General features: G+C 37.9%; 17 protein-coding genes and 1 pseudogene. 3 read left to right on the forward strand and 15 right to left on the reverse strand.

Features of this window, described 5'->3' with window-relative positions; all coding sequences use genetic code 11:
* The 4 genes and pseudogenes from BUW93_RS15115 to cas9 form a co-directional block, all read right to left on the reverse strand.
* Positions 1-118, reverse strand: a pseudogene (locus BUW93_RS15115) (CRISPR-associated endonuclease Cas2); the annotation flags it as partial.
* Between the two features lie 36 nt (positions 119-154).
* Positions 155-1,051, reverse strand: a complete 897-nt coding sequence (gene cas1 / locus BUW93_RS13395; protein WP_081212246.1) for a type II CRISPR-associated endonuclease Cas1 — start codon at positions 1,049-1,051, stop codon at positions 155-157.
* Positions 1,052-1,096: 45 nt separating this feature from the next.
* Entirely contained in the window at positions 1,097-1,738 is a 642-nt protein-coding gene (locus tag BUW93_RS13400; RefSeq protein ID WP_232778365.1) for a hypothetical protein, read from the reverse strand.
* Positions 1,739-1,856: 118 nt separating this feature from the next.
* Complete coding sequence (cas9, locus tag BUW93_RS13405) at positions 1,857-6,212, reverse strand: type II CRISPR RNA-guided endonuclease Cas9 (protein WP_081212247.1); 4,356 nt, start codon at positions 6,210-6,212, stop codon at positions 1,857-1,859.
* A gap of 611 nt (positions 6,213-6,823) precedes the next feature.
* On the opposite strand from cas9, the gene BUW93_RS13410 reads away from it, so the two are divergent.
* The gene (locus BUW93_RS13410; RefSeq protein WP_081212248.1) at positions 6,824-7,381 is read left to right on the forward strand and encodes a DUF4494 domain-containing protein; all 558 of its coding nucleotides are present in this window, start codon (positions 6,824-6,826) and stop codon (positions 7,379-7,381) included.
* Between the two features lie 286 nt (positions 7,382-7,667).
* The gene (locus BUW93_RS13415) at positions 7,668-8,507 is read left to right on the forward strand and encodes a DUF7282 domain-containing protein (protein ID WP_081212249.1); all 840 of its coding nucleotides are present in this window, start codon (positions 7,668-7,670) and stop codon (positions 8,505-8,507) included.
* Positions 8,508-8,610: 103 nt separating this feature from the next.
* Here the strand turns inward: BUW93_RS13415 and BUW93_RS13420 are convergent, their stop codons facing one another.
* The 9 genes from BUW93_RS13420 to BUW93_RS13455 form a co-directional block, all read right to left on the reverse strand.
* The gene (locus BUW93_RS13420; protein WP_081212250.1) at positions 8,611-9,051 is read right to left on the reverse strand and encodes a universal stress protein; all 441 of its coding nucleotides are present in this window, start codon (positions 9,049-9,051) and stop codon (positions 8,611-8,613) included.
* 139 nt (positions 9,052-9,190) lie between these two features.
* The gene (locus tag BUW93_RS14970; RefSeq protein WP_157893332.1) at positions 9,191-9,352 is read right to left on the reverse strand and encodes a hypothetical protein; all 162 of its coding nucleotides are present in this window, start codon (positions 9,350-9,352) and stop codon (positions 9,191-9,193) included.
* 88 nt (positions 9,353-9,440) lie between these two features.
* The gene (locus tag BUW93_RS13425; protein WP_157893333.1) at positions 9,441-9,647 is read right to left on the reverse strand and encodes a hypothetical protein; all 207 of its coding nucleotides are present in this window, start codon (positions 9,645-9,647) and stop codon (positions 9,441-9,443) included.
* A gap of 257 nt (positions 9,648-9,904) precedes the next feature.
* A complete protein-coding gene (locus BUW93_RS13430; RefSeq protein ID WP_081212252.1) occupies positions 9,905-10,585 on the reverse strand; it encodes a DUF2490 domain-containing protein in 681 nt (226 codons plus the stop codon).
* A 9-nt stretch (positions 10,586-10,594) separates the two neighbouring features.
* Positions 10,595-11,257 (reverse strand): TVP38/TMEM64 family protein, encoded by a 663-nt coding sequence (locus BUW93_RS13435; RefSeq protein ID WP_232778366.1) that lies wholly within the window; start codon positions 11,255-11,257, stop codon positions 10,595-10,597.
* 72 nt (positions 11,258-11,329) lie between these two features.
* A complete protein-coding gene (locus BUW93_RS13440) occupies positions 11,330-12,178 on the reverse strand; it encodes an SdiA-regulated domain-containing protein (RefSeq protein WP_081212254.1) in 849 nt (282 codons plus the stop codon).
* A gap of 9 nt (positions 12,179-12,187) precedes the next feature.
* Complete coding sequence (locus BUW93_RS13445; protein WP_157893334.1) at positions 12,188-12,634, reverse strand: hypothetical protein; 447 nt, start codon at positions 12,632-12,634, stop codon at positions 12,188-12,190.
* Positions 12,635-12,686: 52 nt separating this feature from the next.
* The gene (locus BUW93_RS13450; RefSeq protein ID WP_081212256.1) at positions 12,687-13,946 is read right to left on the reverse strand and encodes a sensor histidine kinase; all 1,260 of its coding nucleotides are present in this window, start codon (positions 13,944-13,946) and stop codon (positions 12,687-12,689) included.
* A complete protein-coding gene (locus BUW93_RS13455; RefSeq protein ID WP_081212257.1) occupies positions 13,943-14,620 on the reverse strand; it encodes a response regulator transcription factor in 678 nt (225 codons plus the stop codon). The genes BUW93_RS13450 and BUW93_RS13455 overlap by 4 nt, the downstream gene beginning before the upstream one ends.
* Positions 14,621-14,733: 113 nt before the next feature.
* On the opposite strand from BUW93_RS13455, the gene BUW93_RS13460 reads away from it, so the two are divergent.
* Positions 14,734-15,165 (forward strand): PepSY-like domain-containing protein, encoded by a 432-nt coding sequence (locus BUW93_RS13460; protein WP_081212258.1) that lies wholly within the window; start codon positions 14,734-14,736, stop codon positions 15,163-15,165.
* Positions 15,166-15,375: 210 nt separating this feature from the next.
* Here BUW93_RS13460 and BUW93_RS13465 read toward each other — a convergent pair whose 3' ends face one another.
* Both BUW93_RS13465 and BUW93_RS13470 read right to left on the reverse strand, forming a co-directional pair.
* Positions 15,376-16,470, reverse strand: coding sequence for an AI-2E family transporter (locus BUW93_RS13465; RefSeq protein ID WP_081212259.1), 1,095 nt, complete (start codon positions 16,468-16,470; stop codon positions 15,376-15,378).
* Between the two features lie 210 nt (positions 16,471-16,680).
* The gene (locus tag BUW93_RS13470; protein WP_081212260.1) at positions 16,681-18,525 is read right to left on the reverse strand and encodes a PLP-dependent aminotransferase family protein; all 1,845 of its coding nucleotides are present in this window, start codon (positions 18,523-18,525) and stop codon (positions 16,681-16,683) included.
* Positions 18,526-18,575: the final 50 nt, after the last annotated feature.

Below are 18,575 nucleotides of genomic sequence, written 5' to 3' on the forward strand. Positions count from 1 at the left end.
AATCTTTCCTAAAACGTGCTGCTGCTTTTCGCTCAGCCCTGGTTTCTGTTGGGAGATCAAAAAATACTAGTACCCACATACTGCGGTATTGATTTAAACGTGAAAATTTATCTTCCATTTGTCCCGATTTGTGGCAAACCGCAGGAGACCGGTGCTATTGATACACCGGATAGAGGATCTTTCGGCTGAGGTTTGCAAAACATTCATACAGGGAATTTGTAGTTCGGCTTAAAGCCACCATTAGCGGACTCCATTTGCCATCGATAAAAACATCCAGCGCAGGAATTCTTAAAAGTTGGGATTTCAAGTCGGTGGTTAGCTCATCAATATTTTTTTCCGCAAGCACCAATTCATAAACTAAAACATCAACATAGATACGGTAGGGTTCCATAATATCATCGGCTAGGGCAAAGGCATTGTATTTGTTATGGTGAAAGATGCCCACTCCGGGTAAAAGCCCTGAACTTATAAGTGCTCTTGCGGTTATTGCCCTTAGAATCGCATAACCGTAGTTTAGCAAATTGTTTGGAGGATCGCCGTGTCTATACCGGGTAAAACCATCGATATCAAAAAGGTTTTGCCAATAATGGGCTGCGGCCACGGCTTCGTGATTTTCGGTATCACCGCTTTTTACTTCTCCCGCCCAACGAGCAAGTTTTTTATGGTTTTTATTTCTACGGAAAAGATGCTGGGCCTGGTTGCTTATTTTAGCGCTAACGGTTTGCTGCCATAAATTTTTCTTTAAAGGAATACTTGCGCTAAGTTGAGCTGAAAATCGTTCGGCTTGTTCGGTATGTCCCACCAGGGGTTGTAAGATAGAGCAGGGTAGGTGCTGTTTATCGCAATTTACGACCGCCGCTTTATTTTGAATGAGTTTGGTAATTAGTCCGTTGGTCAATGTGATTTGCGGGTTTTCCAAAACCAACATCCCAATATCTTCAATGGGAACAGTTTTATCTTCTTTTCCTTCCCCGGGATAAGAAACTATCAGCTGCTCATTTTTAGTACTGAGATAAGCCGGATTTCCAAAAAAGAGTGTACGTTTTATCATATTATTAGTTTCTAATCTTCTCTCAATTGCCTAAATTATATAGGCTTATTCTATTCCTGTTAATTCTGGAGGATATAGATGACAAAATTTGAAATTTTCTAAATCATCGAAATAGCTAATAACTTCCTTCTTTTGTAACTTCGTTTTCTTATTGGAAATTATGCTTCCATAAGAGGAATACTCCCAATTTTCTAAGCTATCCACAATGCCGGCCATAACCGGATTAAAATGAATGTAATGAATCACTTTTCTTAGGTAAGTTTCATCACTAATGAGTTTTCGCTTATATGGTCTTGAAAATAGATTCCCACTTCTATGGTGTTGTTTATTAAATGCTTTTGAGTAGGCATTAAAAAAATTACTGAATTGGCGGGAGACCAGACCTGACAGGTTTTCAAAACCTGTCAGGTCTATACTGGAATCCGGGTTTTTGATTTTATCCTTAAAAAATTCTTTTAAGACCTTCTCCTCTTTAATTCGGATTAAAAAATGAAAAAGATTAGGCATTAAGCAATAGCAAAATGTATCTGCCACCGGTGCTATGTAATTATCATATTTACGTAGGAAATACCGATAATTCTCATTAGAAAGGAATAATAGCTCACCACCAATACCCCTATTATAGACGTGATAGGTGTGCTTTGGACTCAGTATGGCTTTATAATCTTCCAATTTTAATTTATTCAATTAGTACACCTTGAAGTTTTATCAAAAGATTCAGTATTATTTTGCGGTATCTTAAGCCTTCATTTGCCTATTTCTAGTTCCTAGGTAATTAGGATTTTGAAGATGAGGCAGCGTTTTATCATTTAATTACTTCTTGAATATTTCCTAATCGATCAACTTTAAGTTTCCAACACAAGTTTTTTTCTTGAATAAATTCTATTTTATTTAATTGAGTAAACTCTGTTTTATTTGCAATGGATTTAGCAACGGTAACAGGAACACCATATAGCCTCTTGTTTGTAAAACTTACTATTTTATATATATATTCTTTATTCAAATTTTCAGAAATAATATCTGAAGCTATATCTTCCTGACTTGGGGCATATACCAAATCATTCGGAGAAAGATAAAACAAAAACTTTCCTTTTGTACGATCTATAGGAATAGGCTGTTTTTGCTTCATCGGGATGTGAGCCATTTGTTTTTGATGTTCCACCACTTCATTTAATGGAATTGTTTCAAAATTTCGTTTATTCTTTTTTTCATCCCAATACACGGCAAAATAAAGGTTGGTGCCTTTTGCGGCTTCAACGTATTTATCAGTTTTATTTCCTTGCTCACCAACGCTGAATTTACTTCCCACTTCATATTGCCTTACTTTATAAATGGGTTGATGTTTTTTCCCATTATTTAATGATTTAATATTTCTATTTAAATCGGTAATTCCCTTAGGGCTAAATGCTGCTTCGAAATCTTCTTTGCCTTTTTCATCGAAGTAATTTTTGACGTGATTTCGTAAGATTTTTTGAATGCTTTTATCAGTAATCTTATCAATATGCTTGTGATTCTTAATGTTAGAAATATTTGCTCGGGTAGCGGTTGCCACTTTTCCCTTTGGAGTAGGTATGTCAATCAACCCGGAAACGGTTTCTTTGTGAAGAGACTTTCGAATAGCAAAATTCTTACCCTTCTGGGGTTGCAAAACTTTTTTCCATTGCCCATTTTTCTTTTCCCATTGCCAGGTCTTGTTATTTGTGCGGTTAATGACCCGAATATTCTTCTTAAAACTAATTACAATATCTTCCAAAGCATTTTTGGCATCTATAGTAAAACCTTCCCACGGTTTTTTAAAGGATTTAGCAACTATTCTTTCCTTGCCACCTAAAGTTATCTTTTTCGTTTCTCGAAGTTTCTTAACTAACCTGTGATTCTTTCTTTCTGTATTAATTGAAGTAATGTAATTAATATGATCTTTCGTGGTACAAGCAATTACCAAGGCATCTAAAGCGTGGTGGCGGTGATCTATTCGTTTTTTGCTAAAACCAGCTTCAATATCTTTTGGAACTTGTGTTCTAAAGGCATTGATTTTATTATCCCAATAGCCATAATCCCTGGAATTGGTAATTTCGTTCATCCGTTTGAAACGTGGGGCAACAAGTTCATTCCATTTATCATTCAAACCCCAATCTTGTTTTAAATCACTGGTAATCGCGCCACTTACCGGCACGAGATTTTTTACTGTTGCTTCTCTTTCATCAGATTCTCGCAGAATGTTGCTTAACAGTCCTTTGATAAATTTACTGATATATCGGCTGTCATTGAGTTGGCGATTAATAAAACCCTCCGGGATGTCTTCGCTCAACAAATATTTGAGCTTTGTACGGTTTTTTCTGAAATAACTTTTACAGTGATTTTCATATTCTTCTACTGAAAAAATGGTGCATTCCTTTCCGTTCTTTGTTAATTCAGGTACTACGCAGCCGCGGCTATTTTTTATAAACTCGTAAGCGGTTTGGTTATCCTTGTATGGATACGGATTTATAGCACTTTCGCAAATCACTTTGTTATTGAAAGAGTCATCAAAAAATCGGGATTGAGGAATGATGTGTTCAATTTGATAATCGGTAGTGAAAAGTTTACTCATCGGAATTATTTCCCCTGTGTATGGCGAACGATAGCCTTGTTCCAACCATAATTTATAACGCAGTATATCTTTTTTCGAAGGAGCGTTCTTCTTGCGAATGGCTTCTATTTCGTCTTCACTAACCATATCGTATCTTGCATTAAGATACACGCCTTCTTCATACAGTTTTAGAATTTCCTGCTGGTTGGGAGAATAAGGTTTTACGGCTTCTAAACCTTCATTTTGCAGTTCTTCCAAAAGCGCTTTAATGCGTTGATTGGTATTTTCACGTTCCGTATTCTGTTTACTTAACCGTTGTCTTTTATCTGCTGAATTTTTCATTTCCCGGCCTAGTTCAAGATGAATCTCAGAAAAAAAGTCTTTTTGGCTATTTCCGTAATGTTTCCAAATGTCCCTGACCACACGAAGCGTTTCAGTAACCACCTGTTCCACTATAGGGTTTCTAAGTAGATGCTGTTTGAAAGTTTCATTAAGATATTGATCAATATCTTTCGGCGATTTCCAGTTGATGATTTCAGTAACTTCTGAATGACGTTCGTAAACCGCATAACAAGCTTGGTAGGTATTTAATCCTTCATATGGATTTGCTTTGTCTTCAAACCTAATAAAGCTTTTCAAGACTTGCTTTTTATAAGCATCATCCGCAACAGTTTCAATTTTATCCTTTTCGAAATGTATGGTCTCGAGACGTTCTAAAATATCGTCAACACGTTGTTTAACTTCAGGAGTAACTGAATTTTCTTTCCAGTAGTTCCCCATTCGCATTACGGGCAATAGCTTTTTAATTGCTTTTTCAGAATAAGCGCCATAATCATTAGGATAAGGCTGTATTTTCTTAAAATTTTCTACAAAATCTTCTTCCGGGAGATTCCTCTTTTTAGAAAAAGTTTCCAAAGCTTTTTCAAAGTCTTTTTTGTCTTTTACAGAATAAACAATATGCCATAATTCCTTCTCTACTTTTTTACAAAGGAAATCTTCCGGAATACCTTTAACTTTCTTCAAACGGGATAAAAAGTCCGACCTGGTTGAATTGCAAGGATATTTTTTGTCTTCTACATAATTCCATCGGTAATCAGAGGCATCTTTTTTCTGTTTTGAAATTAATTTTAAATCTGAAAAGTATTTCAGCAATTGGGTTTGATCGATTTCTTTCCTGTTGTTTAAAAAATTAAACAAACGAACTACTGAATCGGAATCAGGTAATAAAGACCTGGTAACATCTTCATCAATTTTAGCTTTTTCCTTTCCATTAGCTATTTTCTTGTAGATTTTAAGGTTTTGAATAAATTGCCACAATCTAAATTCCTGATAAAGTGGGTTGGACTTTGGAATTCCTTTTAAAGGTTTTTCCTGAATTTCTCCATCCTTTTTGAAATACCTTTTTTCATAAGCGCAATTGGAGATGGTAGATTTTTTGGTCTTTAAGGGGCGTTGGTAAAAGATAATATCTTCGACAAAAAGATAGGTGAAATCCTTATCCTTTATGTTAGCTTGATGGGACTCATTTCTAGGGTATAATTCATTCAGACATTCTTGATATAAATCTTCACTTTGCAATTCTGCGTGGAAATCTTTTTGCGCTTCTAATATTTTAATTAGTTCATTTTTGTAGTATTTCCGATCGATGGTTTTTATCAAGCTCCCCCGGATTTTTTGACTAGGCCTGTCAAGTAAAGTCTCGTAAATAAACTGCCCTACTGTTTTATTGGATTCTTCAATATTTTGTTCGGTTTTCTTTTTTATTGCAATCCAATCTTGTTCAGAATCCACCTTTTTAAAAGTGCGTATGACACCCCCATCTTTATTTGTTTTTGTAGTAACAATAAATTCCCTCTCCTGGTTTTCCCAATCTTCAGTTTTGGTTATATCGCGGTCGTATTCCCAACCATTTTCAAAAACCACTTTATAGAGAGGTTTGCCTTTTACGGCTTCACCGGTATCTATTAATTCCTTTACTTTTAATAAAACATATTCCTGATTTTTATCCGCTTCTTCTTCCTCGCCACGTAACTGATAGTAACCTCGCTTCTGATTGAAATTAAGAATCACCCAGGCCAATTCTTCTTTAGATATCTTTTTCCTTAAAGCTTTTTGACGCAGATAATATATTGTCCAGTCATACGGGATTTTTAAACCGGGGTGTTTTGATTTAAATTCCCTCGCCATCTCTTCAAAAGAATCCTGGAAAATAAAGTGATGTTTCGGACCTCCGTTTAATCTGTAATTAAGTTTTATTTCTTTTCCCGGAAGAAATTGTCCTAACTTATTGTGAAAATCAATCGCTTCAGCATAATGATGAGGAAGAAATCCTAATACATTTAATACACGATGAATACGTTGGCGGCGTAAAAGATAGCGTTCATTCAATCGGCGCATTCCCCTATACCCAGTTCTTTCTGCGGTTTGAGAAATAGAATTTCCGCTATCAAATTTTCCTAGAATATCCTGGCTCATTGGGATTACTCTTGTGCCCATTCCTAAAATTCTACCCTCTTTTTTATCAAAATCCTGTTCTATAAGTGACCATCCAATTGAGTTTGTCCCCAAATCCAGTCCTAAAATTCTTTTCATATACTATGATTTTCGGTAAGTTATAACCATCAATTTTTTGTTTCCTAATGAAAACAAGATTGCAGGTATGATTTTTTTTAGTTATTATTGTATGACAATTCTGAAGCAATTCACAATAAGGATTATTCCGTTGTGAAAACATTCAAGGAGGTATATTTATATATCTCCTTTTTTTGTGCTAAAATTTTGAACAGAAAAGTTTACAAACTTTGATCATTCCGAAAAATAGGTAGGGTGTTGTTCGAAAGGATTAACATATTTACTAAAAAAAAGCTTAAAAGACAATTAAATCTTAAAAAAAAAGTAATGTTTTTTACCCAGGAATAGCTTCTTTGAACTTTACTTGAGATAGTAAAATAAAACTTTCAGTTACTCAGCTTCCGGTAGTTTATAAATCTTAAAACATGGTCTAAATCCTCTCCAAAATACCAATCCTAAATTGTAAAGTTTCTTTAAAAAAATCCCGGTTAGTTTTTCGCCAAAAGAGCTCCCTTCAGTAGCAAGAAGAAATATAGCCTGAAACTGAAAAAATAAATTTGTGAATATCTCTTCGCAGGATACTTCTGCAGGCCTGATATTAATTCTATTTTTGGCTCCCTAAAAAAAATGATATGAGCGTAACTTGGTATGAATGTAAGGTGAAATACAAAAAAACACACGAGACAGGAGAGCAGAAAGTAAGCACCGACACCTATTTGCTGGATGCGGTATCCTTTACAGAGGCAGAATCCAGGATCACTGAAGAAATGACCGCTTATACCAGCGAAGATTTCAGGATCATGAATATAAAAGTCGCCAATTTTTCTGAGGTTCACCCCTTCGAAAATTCCGACAGGTGGTTTAAATCAAAGGTTTCTTTAGTAGCCCTTGATGAAGAGAGCGGGAAAGAAAAGAAGACCAATATTTACCTGCTGGTACAGGCCAACGATGTGAAAGAGGCTTTTGAGAATACCACCAAAGCCATGGAAGATACCATGGGCGACTACAGCATCCCCTCGATCACCGAATCTCCCATCCTGGACGTATTCCCATATTTTACCGGGGAAGAAGAACAACTGGAGAAATTCAATGTCCTGGATTCTGAAACTTCAGAAGAAGACTTGGAAACAGAGGAAACTACAGCCATAGAAACAGAGACAACCGAAGCCCAGGAAGAACTGAAAGCCTAGATATTATATCAATCTTAAATAATTTTCCTAAAAGGGTTTAACAGATAAAGTTAAACCCTTTTTTTACGCCCCACCCTCAGATTCTATCCGGTATCTCATCCCAAAAAGCTAAGCTCACAGCATCGCTACTCAACGAATTAATAAACTGCGGAAACCCGCTATTTAAGAGTGACATATATCATTTTTCCTGTGCTTAATAAGGGATATATTTAATAGCAAAGTATTAGTTACCTCCCCTTGTGAACTCTGTTATTCAAATAGAACTTTTAATTCAAAACTAAGTGTCATGTGGTTTAGAAAGGAGATTTTGTTGGTGCTCATGCTTGCTGTATTGGTGGGTTTTACTTCCTGCAGCGACGATGATGATGAGCTTTCCCCAATTGTGGTGCCAACGGGTAGTTTTAGGCTTCCCGATCAACCTCTGGATGGGGAAATTGTGATGGTAGAGGATTTGTCGGTTAGTAAAGATGGGTGGATCGTCGTAAGAAAAGACAATGGGGATAATGAGCCCTTGATGACTGAGATAATTTCTATGCCGGAATATGTGAAGGCAGGGGATTATGAGGAATTTAGCATCCGATTAAAAAATAAGACAGAGCTCGTGGAAGGGGAAAGGCTTTGGGTTAATTTGCATGTGGATGACGGCGATATGATTTTTGAATACAGTGCGAGCAATCTGGCTGATGTCCCTGTTTTAACCTCCTCAGGAAGTATGGTGGCTCATTCTTTTATTGTTGATCTGCCGGACCCAACAGGTAGCGTGCTTGCAGAGGATCAGGAACTGGAACAGAACAGGAAACTCAATATAAGCGCTGTAGTTAATAGTCATCCCGGCTGGGTGGTGATTTATTCTGATGCAGCAGGAGCCCCCGATTTAAACAGCAGACTTTCGGTTCCCCGATATATTGAACCAGATACCTATACCGATCTTAAACTTGACCTGGAGGAAAATACGGAAATAGAAGGTAACGAATTGCTTTGGGTGGTACTCCATACCGATGATGGCGACAAAATTTTTGAATTTACTCCCGATGAGGAATTGGATCTACCGGTTTTAGCCGAAGATGATGATATAGTGAAGGACTCCTTTAGAGTTGAGCTTAGTGTAGACGATACTACGGGATAAGCGCTTCCTTCCGGTTAATTGAAGAAGACAGAAAACTTCTCAATTTTATAAAACTAAAAACACCTCCGGCCCGGAGGTGTTTTTAGTTCTTACTCTTTGGAGATTAAACTAAAGGAACGGCTAATAAAGGGACCTTTAGTTCATCAACAAGGTCTTTTTTCTTATTGGCGGTGAAGAGGCTATAGAGAAAATTCTTCTTCCGGTGCCCGGCCACCACCAGGTCTATATGATGCTCTTCTGTGATATTGCGGAGAGATTTAACTACCGGCCCTTCAATTAAAAGTCCTTCTGCTTCTACCTCCTTGTCTTTATTAATCTCTTCAACCCATTGCTGAATGGTCGCGGCTTCTTCTTTGCGTTTCTTCGATCTCTTATCATAGACATACTGCGGACCAGCTTCCCGCGCAAGAAAATCATCCGGATCAGGTTCGGTTACATGAATGATCCAGATTTTCGCTTTTGAAAGTTTTGCGATTTCCACCGCCCGGGCTATTAATTGTTCTGCCTCTTTTTTCCGGTCTATGGCCACTAATATGTTTTTCATATAGATTGGTTTTAAGAAGCTTAAACTTAAGAAAAATAAAATACTTCTCTGAAATTAAACTTCCAGTCCGTTTTCCCCAGCTACAAATCCCCAATAAAATTGAGACCCCTCCAAAAGTGATAAGACTATGGGAATATCTTTATTTTTCTCTGGAAAGTTCGTAGTCCTGGCGACCATCTGCATATCCTTTCTTGAAAGATTCTACATTCTCTTCCCAATTATAGATTGTTGAAAATGCAAAAGCTGCCAGCAGGCCAAGAATAAAAAATTTAAAATCTCTGGATGTTAGTTTAAATTTCATTTTAATTTATTTTGAGTTCTCAATTTACATTTTTATAGATAATTATAGATCAACTTTTTTAAGGGACTTGCTGGATCTTAAACCGGCTTTAAAATAGCTGATTCAAATAATCATTAAGGTAGATTAAAATGACTGCAGTGATTAATATTGATATTCCCAGAATTTTTAATTCTTTATAAAATTCTTTTTGTGCATTGGCCTTTATCTGAGTCATCACTTTCTTTAATTCCTTTTCTTCCAACTCTACAAAAGGCACTGAATCTTCTCTTAACTTATCCACATGAATTTTTTCCATATAATATTCCCTGAACTTTGGCCGCTTAGAATTCAGCAAAGAATTATTGTGGTCATGCTGACTTTTAGTACCTTTTTTTATAGGCATATTGAATCTTTAGGTTGGATGAAATCGCAATTATCACGGAATCATTAGATTATAAAACTAAGGAATTTTAATTTGTGGTATCCATCCTGGCATTTGATATCGCTAAGGGAAGGCTCCAAGATTAGCCTGCAAGGCTTCCAAAGCCTTCAATTTGTTTTAGAAATCGGATTCTAATCTAAGATAAAATTAACCCCCGAAACCATAAAAAGCTCATGGGTAAGATCTCGGGTATAATTTTCCAGTCGGTATTCCAGGCTTATTTCCCATTCCAGGTTTTTAAAGGCTTCGTTTTCCAGGCCAATGGAAAATCTTTGTTCAGCCTCGGGCTTAAAATGTTTTGCCATAGTGTAGAGGAATTCCGTATCTATTCCAAAACTCCAAACCTGGTTAATAGGCCTGGAAAATCCCAGTTCATACCTTAGCCGATGTTCGGTTTTTTTCTTGAAACGCTGTTCCAACCTAAAGCGCTGAGAAAGGGATAATGGTGCTTTGGCGTTCTCCAGTTCTAATTGTTCAATTATCCGGAACTCATCGGCTTCAGTAGCATCAAATATTTCTTTGAATCGGTATCTCAATCCCAAACTAATGATAGCGGCTTCGGAAAAATTGTAATTGGTAAACTGGCTGAATTCTATATGACTATGTTGATATCCGGCCGTTTTCGTGCCGTTTTCTCTTCTTAATAGCATGCCCCTGTTTCCGAAGCTAAGATCTATACTCCAGTTCTTTTTTGCCGGAAAGCTTAGATCAAATTCACTTTCATAATAAAATTCCCCCGGGGCCTGCGCCTGCCCAGCAAAACCTGCCAAAAAAACAAAGATGATTATGAACCTGAGTGTAACTTTATTCATAGCGAAGCTTTAGGATTTTCTTTTGCGTTTATCCCAATAAACGTATAATAAGAAAAGGATAAGGCTCACCACCGAACCCCAAAGTAAACCTGTTTTTAATTCGCTGGTGCTTTCTCCTATTATTGCTATAAATAGGCTAAGAGGAGCGATTCCCACCAGGGTAGCCCCAATAAACTTCCAATAGCCCATTCTCAATATTCCTCCAACGAAACTAATGGCATCATTTGATAAAAACGGATTCAACCGGGTGACGATAACCGCCCAAAACCCATAATCTTCAATAAAATCCCCGATCTTTTTTTCTGATTTTCTTCCAATTAACTTCTGTACTATTACCGGGCCTAAAAATCTTCCAATGGTATAGCCTACGGTAGAGGCAGCAAAAACTGCGGCTAAGATTATAAGACTACCCCAAACAGGACCATAGGCTAAAATGGAGACTACCATTAAGGCGATGCTGGGTATCACCAATAAGAACATTTGCACTATCATAGCAATGACTAATACCAGGGGGCCGAACCATCCAAAATCTGAAACCCATGCTTTAATGCGGGCATTATCATCACTGGTTAAAACCGCCCAGGCTTCCTGTAAAAATTCCCGTACTCCGGGAATGAAAAAATAGCCTAGCAATACGGCCGAGATAATTCCTGCGGAAATATACAGGGGCATTTTACTTTTTTTACGCGGAGCTTGCCCGGAAATCATATTACTCATTCTGATAAATTTGGGGATTATTGCAGCTTATTTTTCGTTGATAGAAATCTTTAAAATATTGGCAGGTTTTCCTTCAGCCTCATTGGAAATATAGATGTCGCCGTCTGAACTAAAGCTAAGACCTTCCGGATTCTGAAAATCTTTGGAATCCAGCTTAAGAAGTTTTAATGCTTTTCCTGCGGAATTTGTTATCAGCAGTTTTGGGCGTGTTCCGTCTAGAATATAGATTTTTCCATCTTTTGGATGCAACTCAATTGCACCCGGACTAAACCGGTTTTTAGTCCTTCCCTTTAGATCCTTAAAGATTGGGTCTTCCAGGTTTATGCTGAAAAATGCTTCCGAAGACTGTTTTTTCGAGCCGGGTTTAAAGGAAAATACCTCCTTTCTGTCATCAGCGTCTTTACGTTCCTTAACAGCCATTAAAAGAATATTTCCGTCAGGATTGGCACTAAGACCCTCGAGGTTGATGCCGCTAATTTTGTTAGCGGGAGTGACATATTTTTGAACCTGGGGGTTTTGCTTATAACTGGAAATTTCAAATACCAGGCCATCACTTCTAAGCACATAAAGTTTTTCATTAAAGAGATTTATATCTTCATAATCCCCCGATTCTCCAAATTCTATTCGGTCTACTATTTGGGAGCTCTTCAGGTTATAGATAAATACTATCCCGTCTTCGTCCTGAACACAGGCGAGCAGATCATTCCCCAGCCATGTAATTCCGGAGATCTCATTTAATTCTTCGGGTAATTCCCATTTTTCCTCTATGCTGTAAGCATCAAAGCTTAAACCCTCATTCTCACCCGAAATTTTGTAAGTTAAGAGTCCCACTATGAGGAAAATAATGCCTACGATTCCAAATACTATTCTGTTCATCTCAAACCTTTATTTCCAGTAATTAATATTAGGTAATGTTTTACCTTCTTTATCCAATACAATCAATTCATCTTTGAACAACCGGTCCAGTTTTACCTGGAAATAAACCCCATCTGCATTTCTTAGTATTTCGGGTTTTTTCAGTTTAACCGTATCATATGTTTTTAGCAATTCCCCGGTAACTTCTTTTGGAAATTCATTGATCGCGGTTTCGTATTTTTCTCTGCGAATACTTCCTATTTCATCAATATCTGCTTTGTAGTCTACCTCTTCAATTTCAAAAGAAACTTCATAAAGCTTATCCTTTTTTTTAAAATCTGCCTCCTGAGCCTTCGGGTAGTGCATTTCGAATTTATTTAAAACTACTGAAGGAATATTAGCATAGGGATAGTCATCGCTATCACAGGAAATCAAACCCATGGCAAAAACTATCAATAAGCTCTGATTAAACCTCATCTTGTTATTTTTGAGCTAAGATCTAATGGAAATCTGTAAAGAATTGGGAAGTTTAAAATTTCACCCTGAAGAGATGTTTATCCTGTCGGAATTCATAGCTCAATTGGATCTCCAGGGCCTCTGCAATAGTTTTACTGATAGCGAGGCCTAAACCGGTAGAACTTTTCTTGTTCGACCCGGTAAAGCGCTGAAAGATGGTAGTGGGATCTAAACTTTTATTACCGGGATTTTCAAACTGTATTTCCCTGGACTTAACGCGTATGACGATTCTACTTTCAGCAGGGGAGTGCAATATCGCATTTCTGAGAAGATTAGAGATAAGCAAGCCCGCAAGGTCCTTGTTGCTCTTATTGCTGATTTCTTCTTCCTCTTCGAACTCTATTTGCAGATTCTTAAAATTGCTGAGGTCCTTAAATTCTATTAGGAACTGCTTGATAAGATTGTTCCAGTTGATTTCTTCTGATTTATCAAATTGCCGGTTTTCTATCCGGGACAGCAATAATAGCGACCGGTTAAGGCGGGTAAGCCTTTCTAAGCTGCTTAGGACTACAGCCAGTTCTTCCATAGCCTTTTCCGGTAGATCATTATTTTCTGCCATCAGCTCTAATTTATTAATGCTCACGGCTAAGGGAGTTTGTAATTCGTGGGAGGCATTTTCAATGAATTCTTTCTGGCTGCGGTAACTCTGCACGGTCTTATCCAGCAACCTCCCAATTTGCTTATTTAAAAGCTTAAACTCTTCAATATTGGTTTCTTCCTTTTCAATGTTAGAATCTTTAACGATATTAAAATTTTCCAGGTTTTTCACCACTTTATAGAAAGGTTTCCAGGTGCGTTTCTGGAAATATCTGTTAAGCAATAAGATGGTTAATATCAAACCTGCATATAAATATAACAGGGAAATGAAGAGTTCTTTTCTTAGATCATCTTCCTCAACCATAGAGGTAACTACCTTAATCTTATAATAGTTTCCATCCTGCCTGAAAACACTTTCAAGGAGTCTTACCGGTTCGTACTCCGATTCGTTTTCCATGTACATCAGGGTATCGCGGTAAGAATCTTTATAAGTTTTGCTAATGTTTGCGGTGGTAGGGGTTATGATATAATTACCGTCTTCAAATTCACTTTTTTGCAATAAAAATGGATCCTGACGTGCTTTCCTGAGAATGAGAATTTTTTGGTTATCCAGCCCGTCATCCATACTATCATAGATCTCATCCAGTATCTCGAAATAGAAGATAACCGCCCATATCCCCAGCAAGAATATAAGTATTACGGCTAAATGGCCGGTGGTGTAATTGAGTAATTTCATAGTATTACCAGCTTATAACCTATGCCATAGACCGCCTTAATTTCGATTGTTGCCCCGGCTTCTGCCAGTTTTTTCCGAAGATTCTTTATTTGGGAATAGATAAAATCGAAGTTATCGGCCTGATCTATATAATCGCCCCAAACATGTTCTGCCAGGGCCGATTTGCTTACCAGCCGGTTCTTATTGGTGCATAAGTAAAAAAGCACATCAAATTCCTTTCGGTTCAGTTCCAGTTCCTGATCTTCAATATGCACCAGGTGCCGCTCAGGATTGATCTTAAGATTGCCGATCTCCAGAACCTGGGCACCGTCTAATTTATTACGGCGCAAAACCGCTTTCACCCGGGCATTGAGTTCGGCCATATGAAAAGGTTTTGGAAGGTAATCGTCTGCCCCCAGGTTTAAACCATTTATTCTATCGTCTAAGGAGTCTTTTGCCGATACTATAATTAATGAATCTGTGTACCCATTCTTTTTTAAATGCTCAAAAAGCTTCAGCCCATTCCCGTCGGGAAGCCCTATATCCAGAAGGATAAGGTCGTAATTATAAACCCCGGTTCTGTTCACCGCCTCTTTATAAGTCTCAGCAGTCTCTACCAGGAACTGTTCTTTTTCCAGGGTTTCGCGCATATTGCGGCGCATCTCTTTTTCATCTTCTATAATAAGGATCTTCATAGATACAAACCTAAATTTGAAATTGGGAAAGATTTAGGATTCCAACTTCAGCCATTCCCAATTCCTTCCAGTTTTTGAACTTTACTTTGTCAGGAATTTAAAAAAAACAAGTTATGAAAAAACTAATTGTAACAGCAGTATTCACAATTTTCTCACTGAGTGTATTTGCACAGACAAATAATTCAAAACTCCCGGAGAAAGCCCAAAATTATATAAGTGAATATTTTTCTTCGGACTTAATAACCGAGGTTGAAGAAAATAGCCAATGGAAAGTTTGGGAAGATGAAAAATTTGAAGTTCGTCTTTCTAACGGCATCGAAATTGATTTTGATGAAAATGGTAATGCCCTGGAAATTGACAGTAAAGGAGAGGAGAGTCTTCCATTAGAGGCTCTACCTGAAAAGCTTGCTCAATATCTGCAGGAAAATTATCCCGATTCCCAGGTGAAAAGTTGGGAGAAAGACAGGAAAGCCCATGAAATTGAACTTACTAATGATGTAGAGTTGGAATTTAACAGTGAAGGCGAATTTGTAAAAATAGATTAAGAGTTTTGCCCCTTCTAGAATGAAAGGTCGCCCAGGGCGGCCTTTTTTTATAGGAAGAATCTTATTATTTCTAAGCTTGTGGAATCTGAGAACTCAGAATCGAAAATTTCAGGTAACCCAAAACCAACCTCAAACCCAGAATCTCGCGAAGGCTAATATTGGCTTTTAAACTTATGCTCCAGGCAAAAAACCTATTAAGATTTTAGAAAACTACCTTGACAGCTTTCTTTTCAGTTTATCCAGAATGCCTTCTTTAGCCCCGTGCCTTTCATAACCCATAAGATACCCTACAGGCTTCAGAGGTTCAGAATTGTCGAATATGATCTTAAGAATAGCGAAAATGGGCACAAATAAAATAAGTCCGGCACCACCCCATAATAAGCCTCCGGTAAATATGGCCAGGATCACAAACAGCGGACTCTGCTGAACTTCTTCTCCAATAATTATCGGTTCCAGAACATAACTTTCTATGAGTTGAATGATCATGACGATTACCGCGAAGGAAATTATTTCCAGGGCAGTATCCCCGAAAATAAACATAACCAGGATAGGCAGAAGCCCGCTTATAAAAGGTCCTATAAAAGGAATAACGGTTATAAGCGTCCCAAAAAGTACCAACAGGCCGGTAAACGGGAGCTCATAAATACTAAAGGTTATAAAATACATCACCGCCAGCAAGCTCATAACCTTAAGCCGCCCCCAAAAGTAGTGATATGAAACTTTTCGGGTTTTTTGAATGATTTTTAAGGTTTGATCCTTTTTTCCTTCGGAAGTGTACATCAAAAGAAACTCTACCAGCTTATCGCGGTTTAGTAATAGTAAAAACAGATATACGTGTACCACCAGAAGCTTTAACAGGATATCTGAAATATTGGTGAGAAAGGAGGTAAGTTCCTCCCTAATAGTGCTGAGCACACTGGTGAAATCGGCGGGAAATACATCTACATCCTGAGACTCAAAGATCCCGGTTTTTCCAACTATGCTTTGCTGCAGGTCCTTCAAAAAATTGACAATAACATCGCGGGTATCAATTAATTCTTTCAGGACAATCCCCAGCTGATGAACCAGTAAAAAGAGTAAGGCGCCCAAGCCGATAAAAATAACCAGCGTGCACCAAAAAGAAGATGCGGGTTTGCTCATCTTCCATTTGGTTTCTAAAAAAAGCGCCAGTGGTAAAATTAAGGCAGCAAGAAAGATCGCAAATGTAAGAGGAATTAAAACACTGGCTCCAAAGTAAAGCCCGAAAAGCACAAGCATAATAAAAATTAAAATACTGTTCACTCTATTCAAGCCGCTAATATTCATTGTTTCAGACTACTTTAATTCTAAATTTACACAAATATTATTATTCCCATTTCCGATTTTTAACCAGCTAATAGAGAAAGAGACATTCTAAGGTAAGAAGAAAATTATTAGTTTCCGGCTTCGGGGAAGCGGCTTAGACTAAAAGGATTTAACCTACTGGACAGGAATTTTTTTAAGTAAGAGCGGAGGTGTTCCATACCTCCGCAAGGATTAAATTTGCTCAACAAAGTCTGAAAAGACTTTTTTATGCTGCTCCAGGTCCAAATCAGGAGATACTGAAACCCGGGCGATATAATCTTTATCGTCTTCTTTGGTGGTTCCCTGGGTAGATGTGGCGGGTATCGTCCAATAACATCCTTTTAACTGTCCATAACTCACACAATATTTGCTTTCATTGGGAATTTCCGTAATCATCATGTTGATGAGTTTTTGGTTTAAAGCTCTTTTATAAGCCTCCCTCTCTTCAGCTGTATTCCCTTTTGTAGGTAGGTCCAGTGAAAACACAGAAGGTGTAAATCCCTGTTGAGCCAAGTCTTCTGAAACAAAATTAATCTTTGCAGCAGGTAGTATCTCTTTGATGAAGTTTACAAATTCACGGGTATTCTTATAAGCAGCCTCAATCCTCTGATTCATGGAAGGTAACTGTTCTGCCAGTATTTCTACCTGAAGAGCTGTAGCTTCATTATCGCAAAGTTTTAGATGTTTTTCGATGGATGACATTAAGCTTTCAGCCTTTTCATTGGCCACACAATAACCGGCAGTACATTTCCCGCCGCTTGGAAATTTAGATCCACTTACATATGAAATGGTCCTGATCTCTGAGAATATTCCGTCTGGTTTTAAAAATTGTAGGTTAGGGCAAAATGTTTGATCCAAAATAAAAACGGGAGCGATAGCATTTTCACCGGTTTTAGTTTTTCGGCTTTTGCTTAAAACAGCTCTTAACTTTTCCAGGTCGGGAACTTCAACTCTGGGGTTGGTTGGAATTTCAGCAATAATGTATGGTACGGCACCTTCCTTTGCAACCTGGGCCAGCACCTGATCGGTACTCTGAACCATATCCTTATCCCCATCAACCGGTAGATCCATCACTTCTACATTTTTTAAGCAGGCAGCAACACGCCTTGCCTGGTCGTTTGTTCCGCCATAACAGTTTGGGGGAACAATAAATTTGATTTCTTTTCCCTGGTGCTTTTCCAGTGCTTCGTCAATAAGCCCCATCATGATAGCATATTGAACAGAGAGCCCACAGGAACCAAGCAGCACTTTTGAATTTGTTGCGGTAATCTTCTGAACCGAACCTACAACCTTTGCTTTGTTGGTCTCTGCATTACTTTTCTTTTTAGCTGAAGGGGATTCTCCAACGAGCTGCTGCAGCGCCGAAAAAGAATCGGCCGGGGTCATCGCAATGCTCTCTCTTCTTCGTACATGCTGAATTTCTGAAACATAAGTTTCATTTTGTTTCCCGTTTACCATTATCACACTTCCCAGGGGAGGGTGCAGGCTTATGACAAAGTCAATTCTTGGATTAAGCTCAGCCCTGCCCATGTTGGCCTGTTGGGAAATGAAAATTGTACTGCCGTTAAAATCGGAGATATCTTCGGCATTATCCACCTGCTTTAATTCAAAATCGTATCCATAAACACGGCGCACTGCTTCAATATCAAAATAATTGGGTAATTCGCCGGAATAGACAATTTGTGTGTTTTTATGCTCGAAGAGATTCTTTCTTAGCACGGCTAATACCGGCATGGTCATCGAGGAAAAACCGATCACGTTTTCCGGTTTTAGATCATTTAATTGAGCAATACCCCATTCCAGTACCGAAGATAAGGGGTGGCCTAAGCGGATATAGTCGAAAGCAGTAGGTAATTTACATAGAGCCGATGTATTTGAATTATTGACCCGGTACAGGGCCTCAAACTCTTCCAGGAATTGAGTCTTGGCTAAACTTTCATCGTAAATATCCAGTCTGTGAGTGGTTAGCTTCAACCAGTCGGTCGGTATATTTTTTAAAACATCTTTGATATAATGGATCACTTTATCGTCTTTCATGAGCTTTGCTTTTCAAAAGCTCGAAAATAAAGATTTATTAGGTTTAAATA

The organism is Salegentibacter sediminis (assembly GCF_002078605.1).
GTDB lineage: Bacteria > Bacteroidota > Bacteroidia > Flavobacteriales > Flavobacteriaceae > Salegentibacter > Salegentibacter sediminis.

Excerpts from the sequence above, each read along its gene's own strand:
- BUW93_RS14970 (WP_157893332.1), bottom strand. The coding sequence starts at position 9,352 with ATGAAATTTAAACTAACATCCAGAGATTTTAAATTTTTTATTCTTGGC.
- BUW93_RS13465 (WP_081212259.1), bottom strand. The coding sequence starts at position 16,470 with ATGAATATTAGCGGCTTGAATAGAGTGAACAGTATTTTAATTTTTATT.
- BUW93_RS13420 (WP_081212250.1), bottom strand. The coding sequence starts at position 9,051 with ATGAAAAACATATTAGTGGCCATAGACCGGAAAAAAGAGGCAGAACAA.
- BUW93_RS13410 (WP_081212248.1), top strand. The coding sequence starts at position 6,824 with ATGAGCGTAACTTGGTATGAATGTAAGGTGAAATACAAAAAAACACAC.
- BUW93_RS13460 (WP_081212258.1), top strand. The coding sequence starts at position 14,734 with ATGAAAAAACTAATTGTAACAGCAGTATTCACAATTTTCTCACTGAGT.
- BUW93_RS13430 (WP_081212252.1), bottom strand. The coding sequence starts at position 10,585 with ATGAATAAAGTTACACTCAGGTTCATAATCATCTTTGTTTTTTTGGCA.
- BUW93_RS13415 (WP_081212249.1), top strand. The coding sequence starts at position 7,668 with ATGTGGTTTAGAAAGGAGATTTTGTTGGTGCTCATGCTTGCTGTATTG.
- BUW93_RS13440 (WP_081212254.1), bottom strand. The coding sequence starts at position 12,178 with ATGAACAGAATAGTATTTGGAATCGTAGGCATTATTTTCCTCATAGTG.
- BUW93_RS13425 (WP_157893333.1), bottom strand. The coding sequence starts at position 9,647 with ATGGAAAAAATTCATGTGGATAAGTTAAGAGAAGATTCAGTGCCTTTT.
- BUW93_RS13445 (WP_157893334.1), bottom strand. The coding sequence starts at position 12,634 with ATGAGGTTTAATCAGAGCTTATTGATAGTTTTTGCCATGGGTTTGATT.
- BUW93_RS13435 (WP_232778366.1), bottom strand. The coding sequence starts at position 11,257 with ATGCCCCTGTATATTTCCGCAGGAATTATCTCGGCCGTATTGCTAGGC.
- BUW93_RS13470 (WP_081212260.1), bottom strand. The coding sequence starts at position 18,525 with ATGAAAGACGATAAAGTGATCCATTATATCAAAGATGTTTTAAAAAAT.
- BUW93_RS13450 (WP_081212256.1), bottom strand. The coding sequence starts at position 13,946 with ATGAAATTACTCAATTACACCACCGGCCATTTAGCCGTAATACTTATA.
- cas9 (WP_081212247.1), bottom strand. The coding sequence starts at position 6,212 with ATGAAAAGAATTTTAGGACTGGATTTGGGGACAAACTCAATTGGATGG.
- BUW93_RS13455 (WP_081212257.1), bottom strand. The coding sequence starts at position 14,620 with ATGAAGATCCTTATTATAGAAGATGAAAAAGAGATGCGCCGCAATATG.
- cas1 (WP_081212246.1), bottom strand. The coding sequence starts at position 1,051 with ATGATAAAACGTACACTCTTTTTTGGAAATCCGGCTTATCTCAGTACT.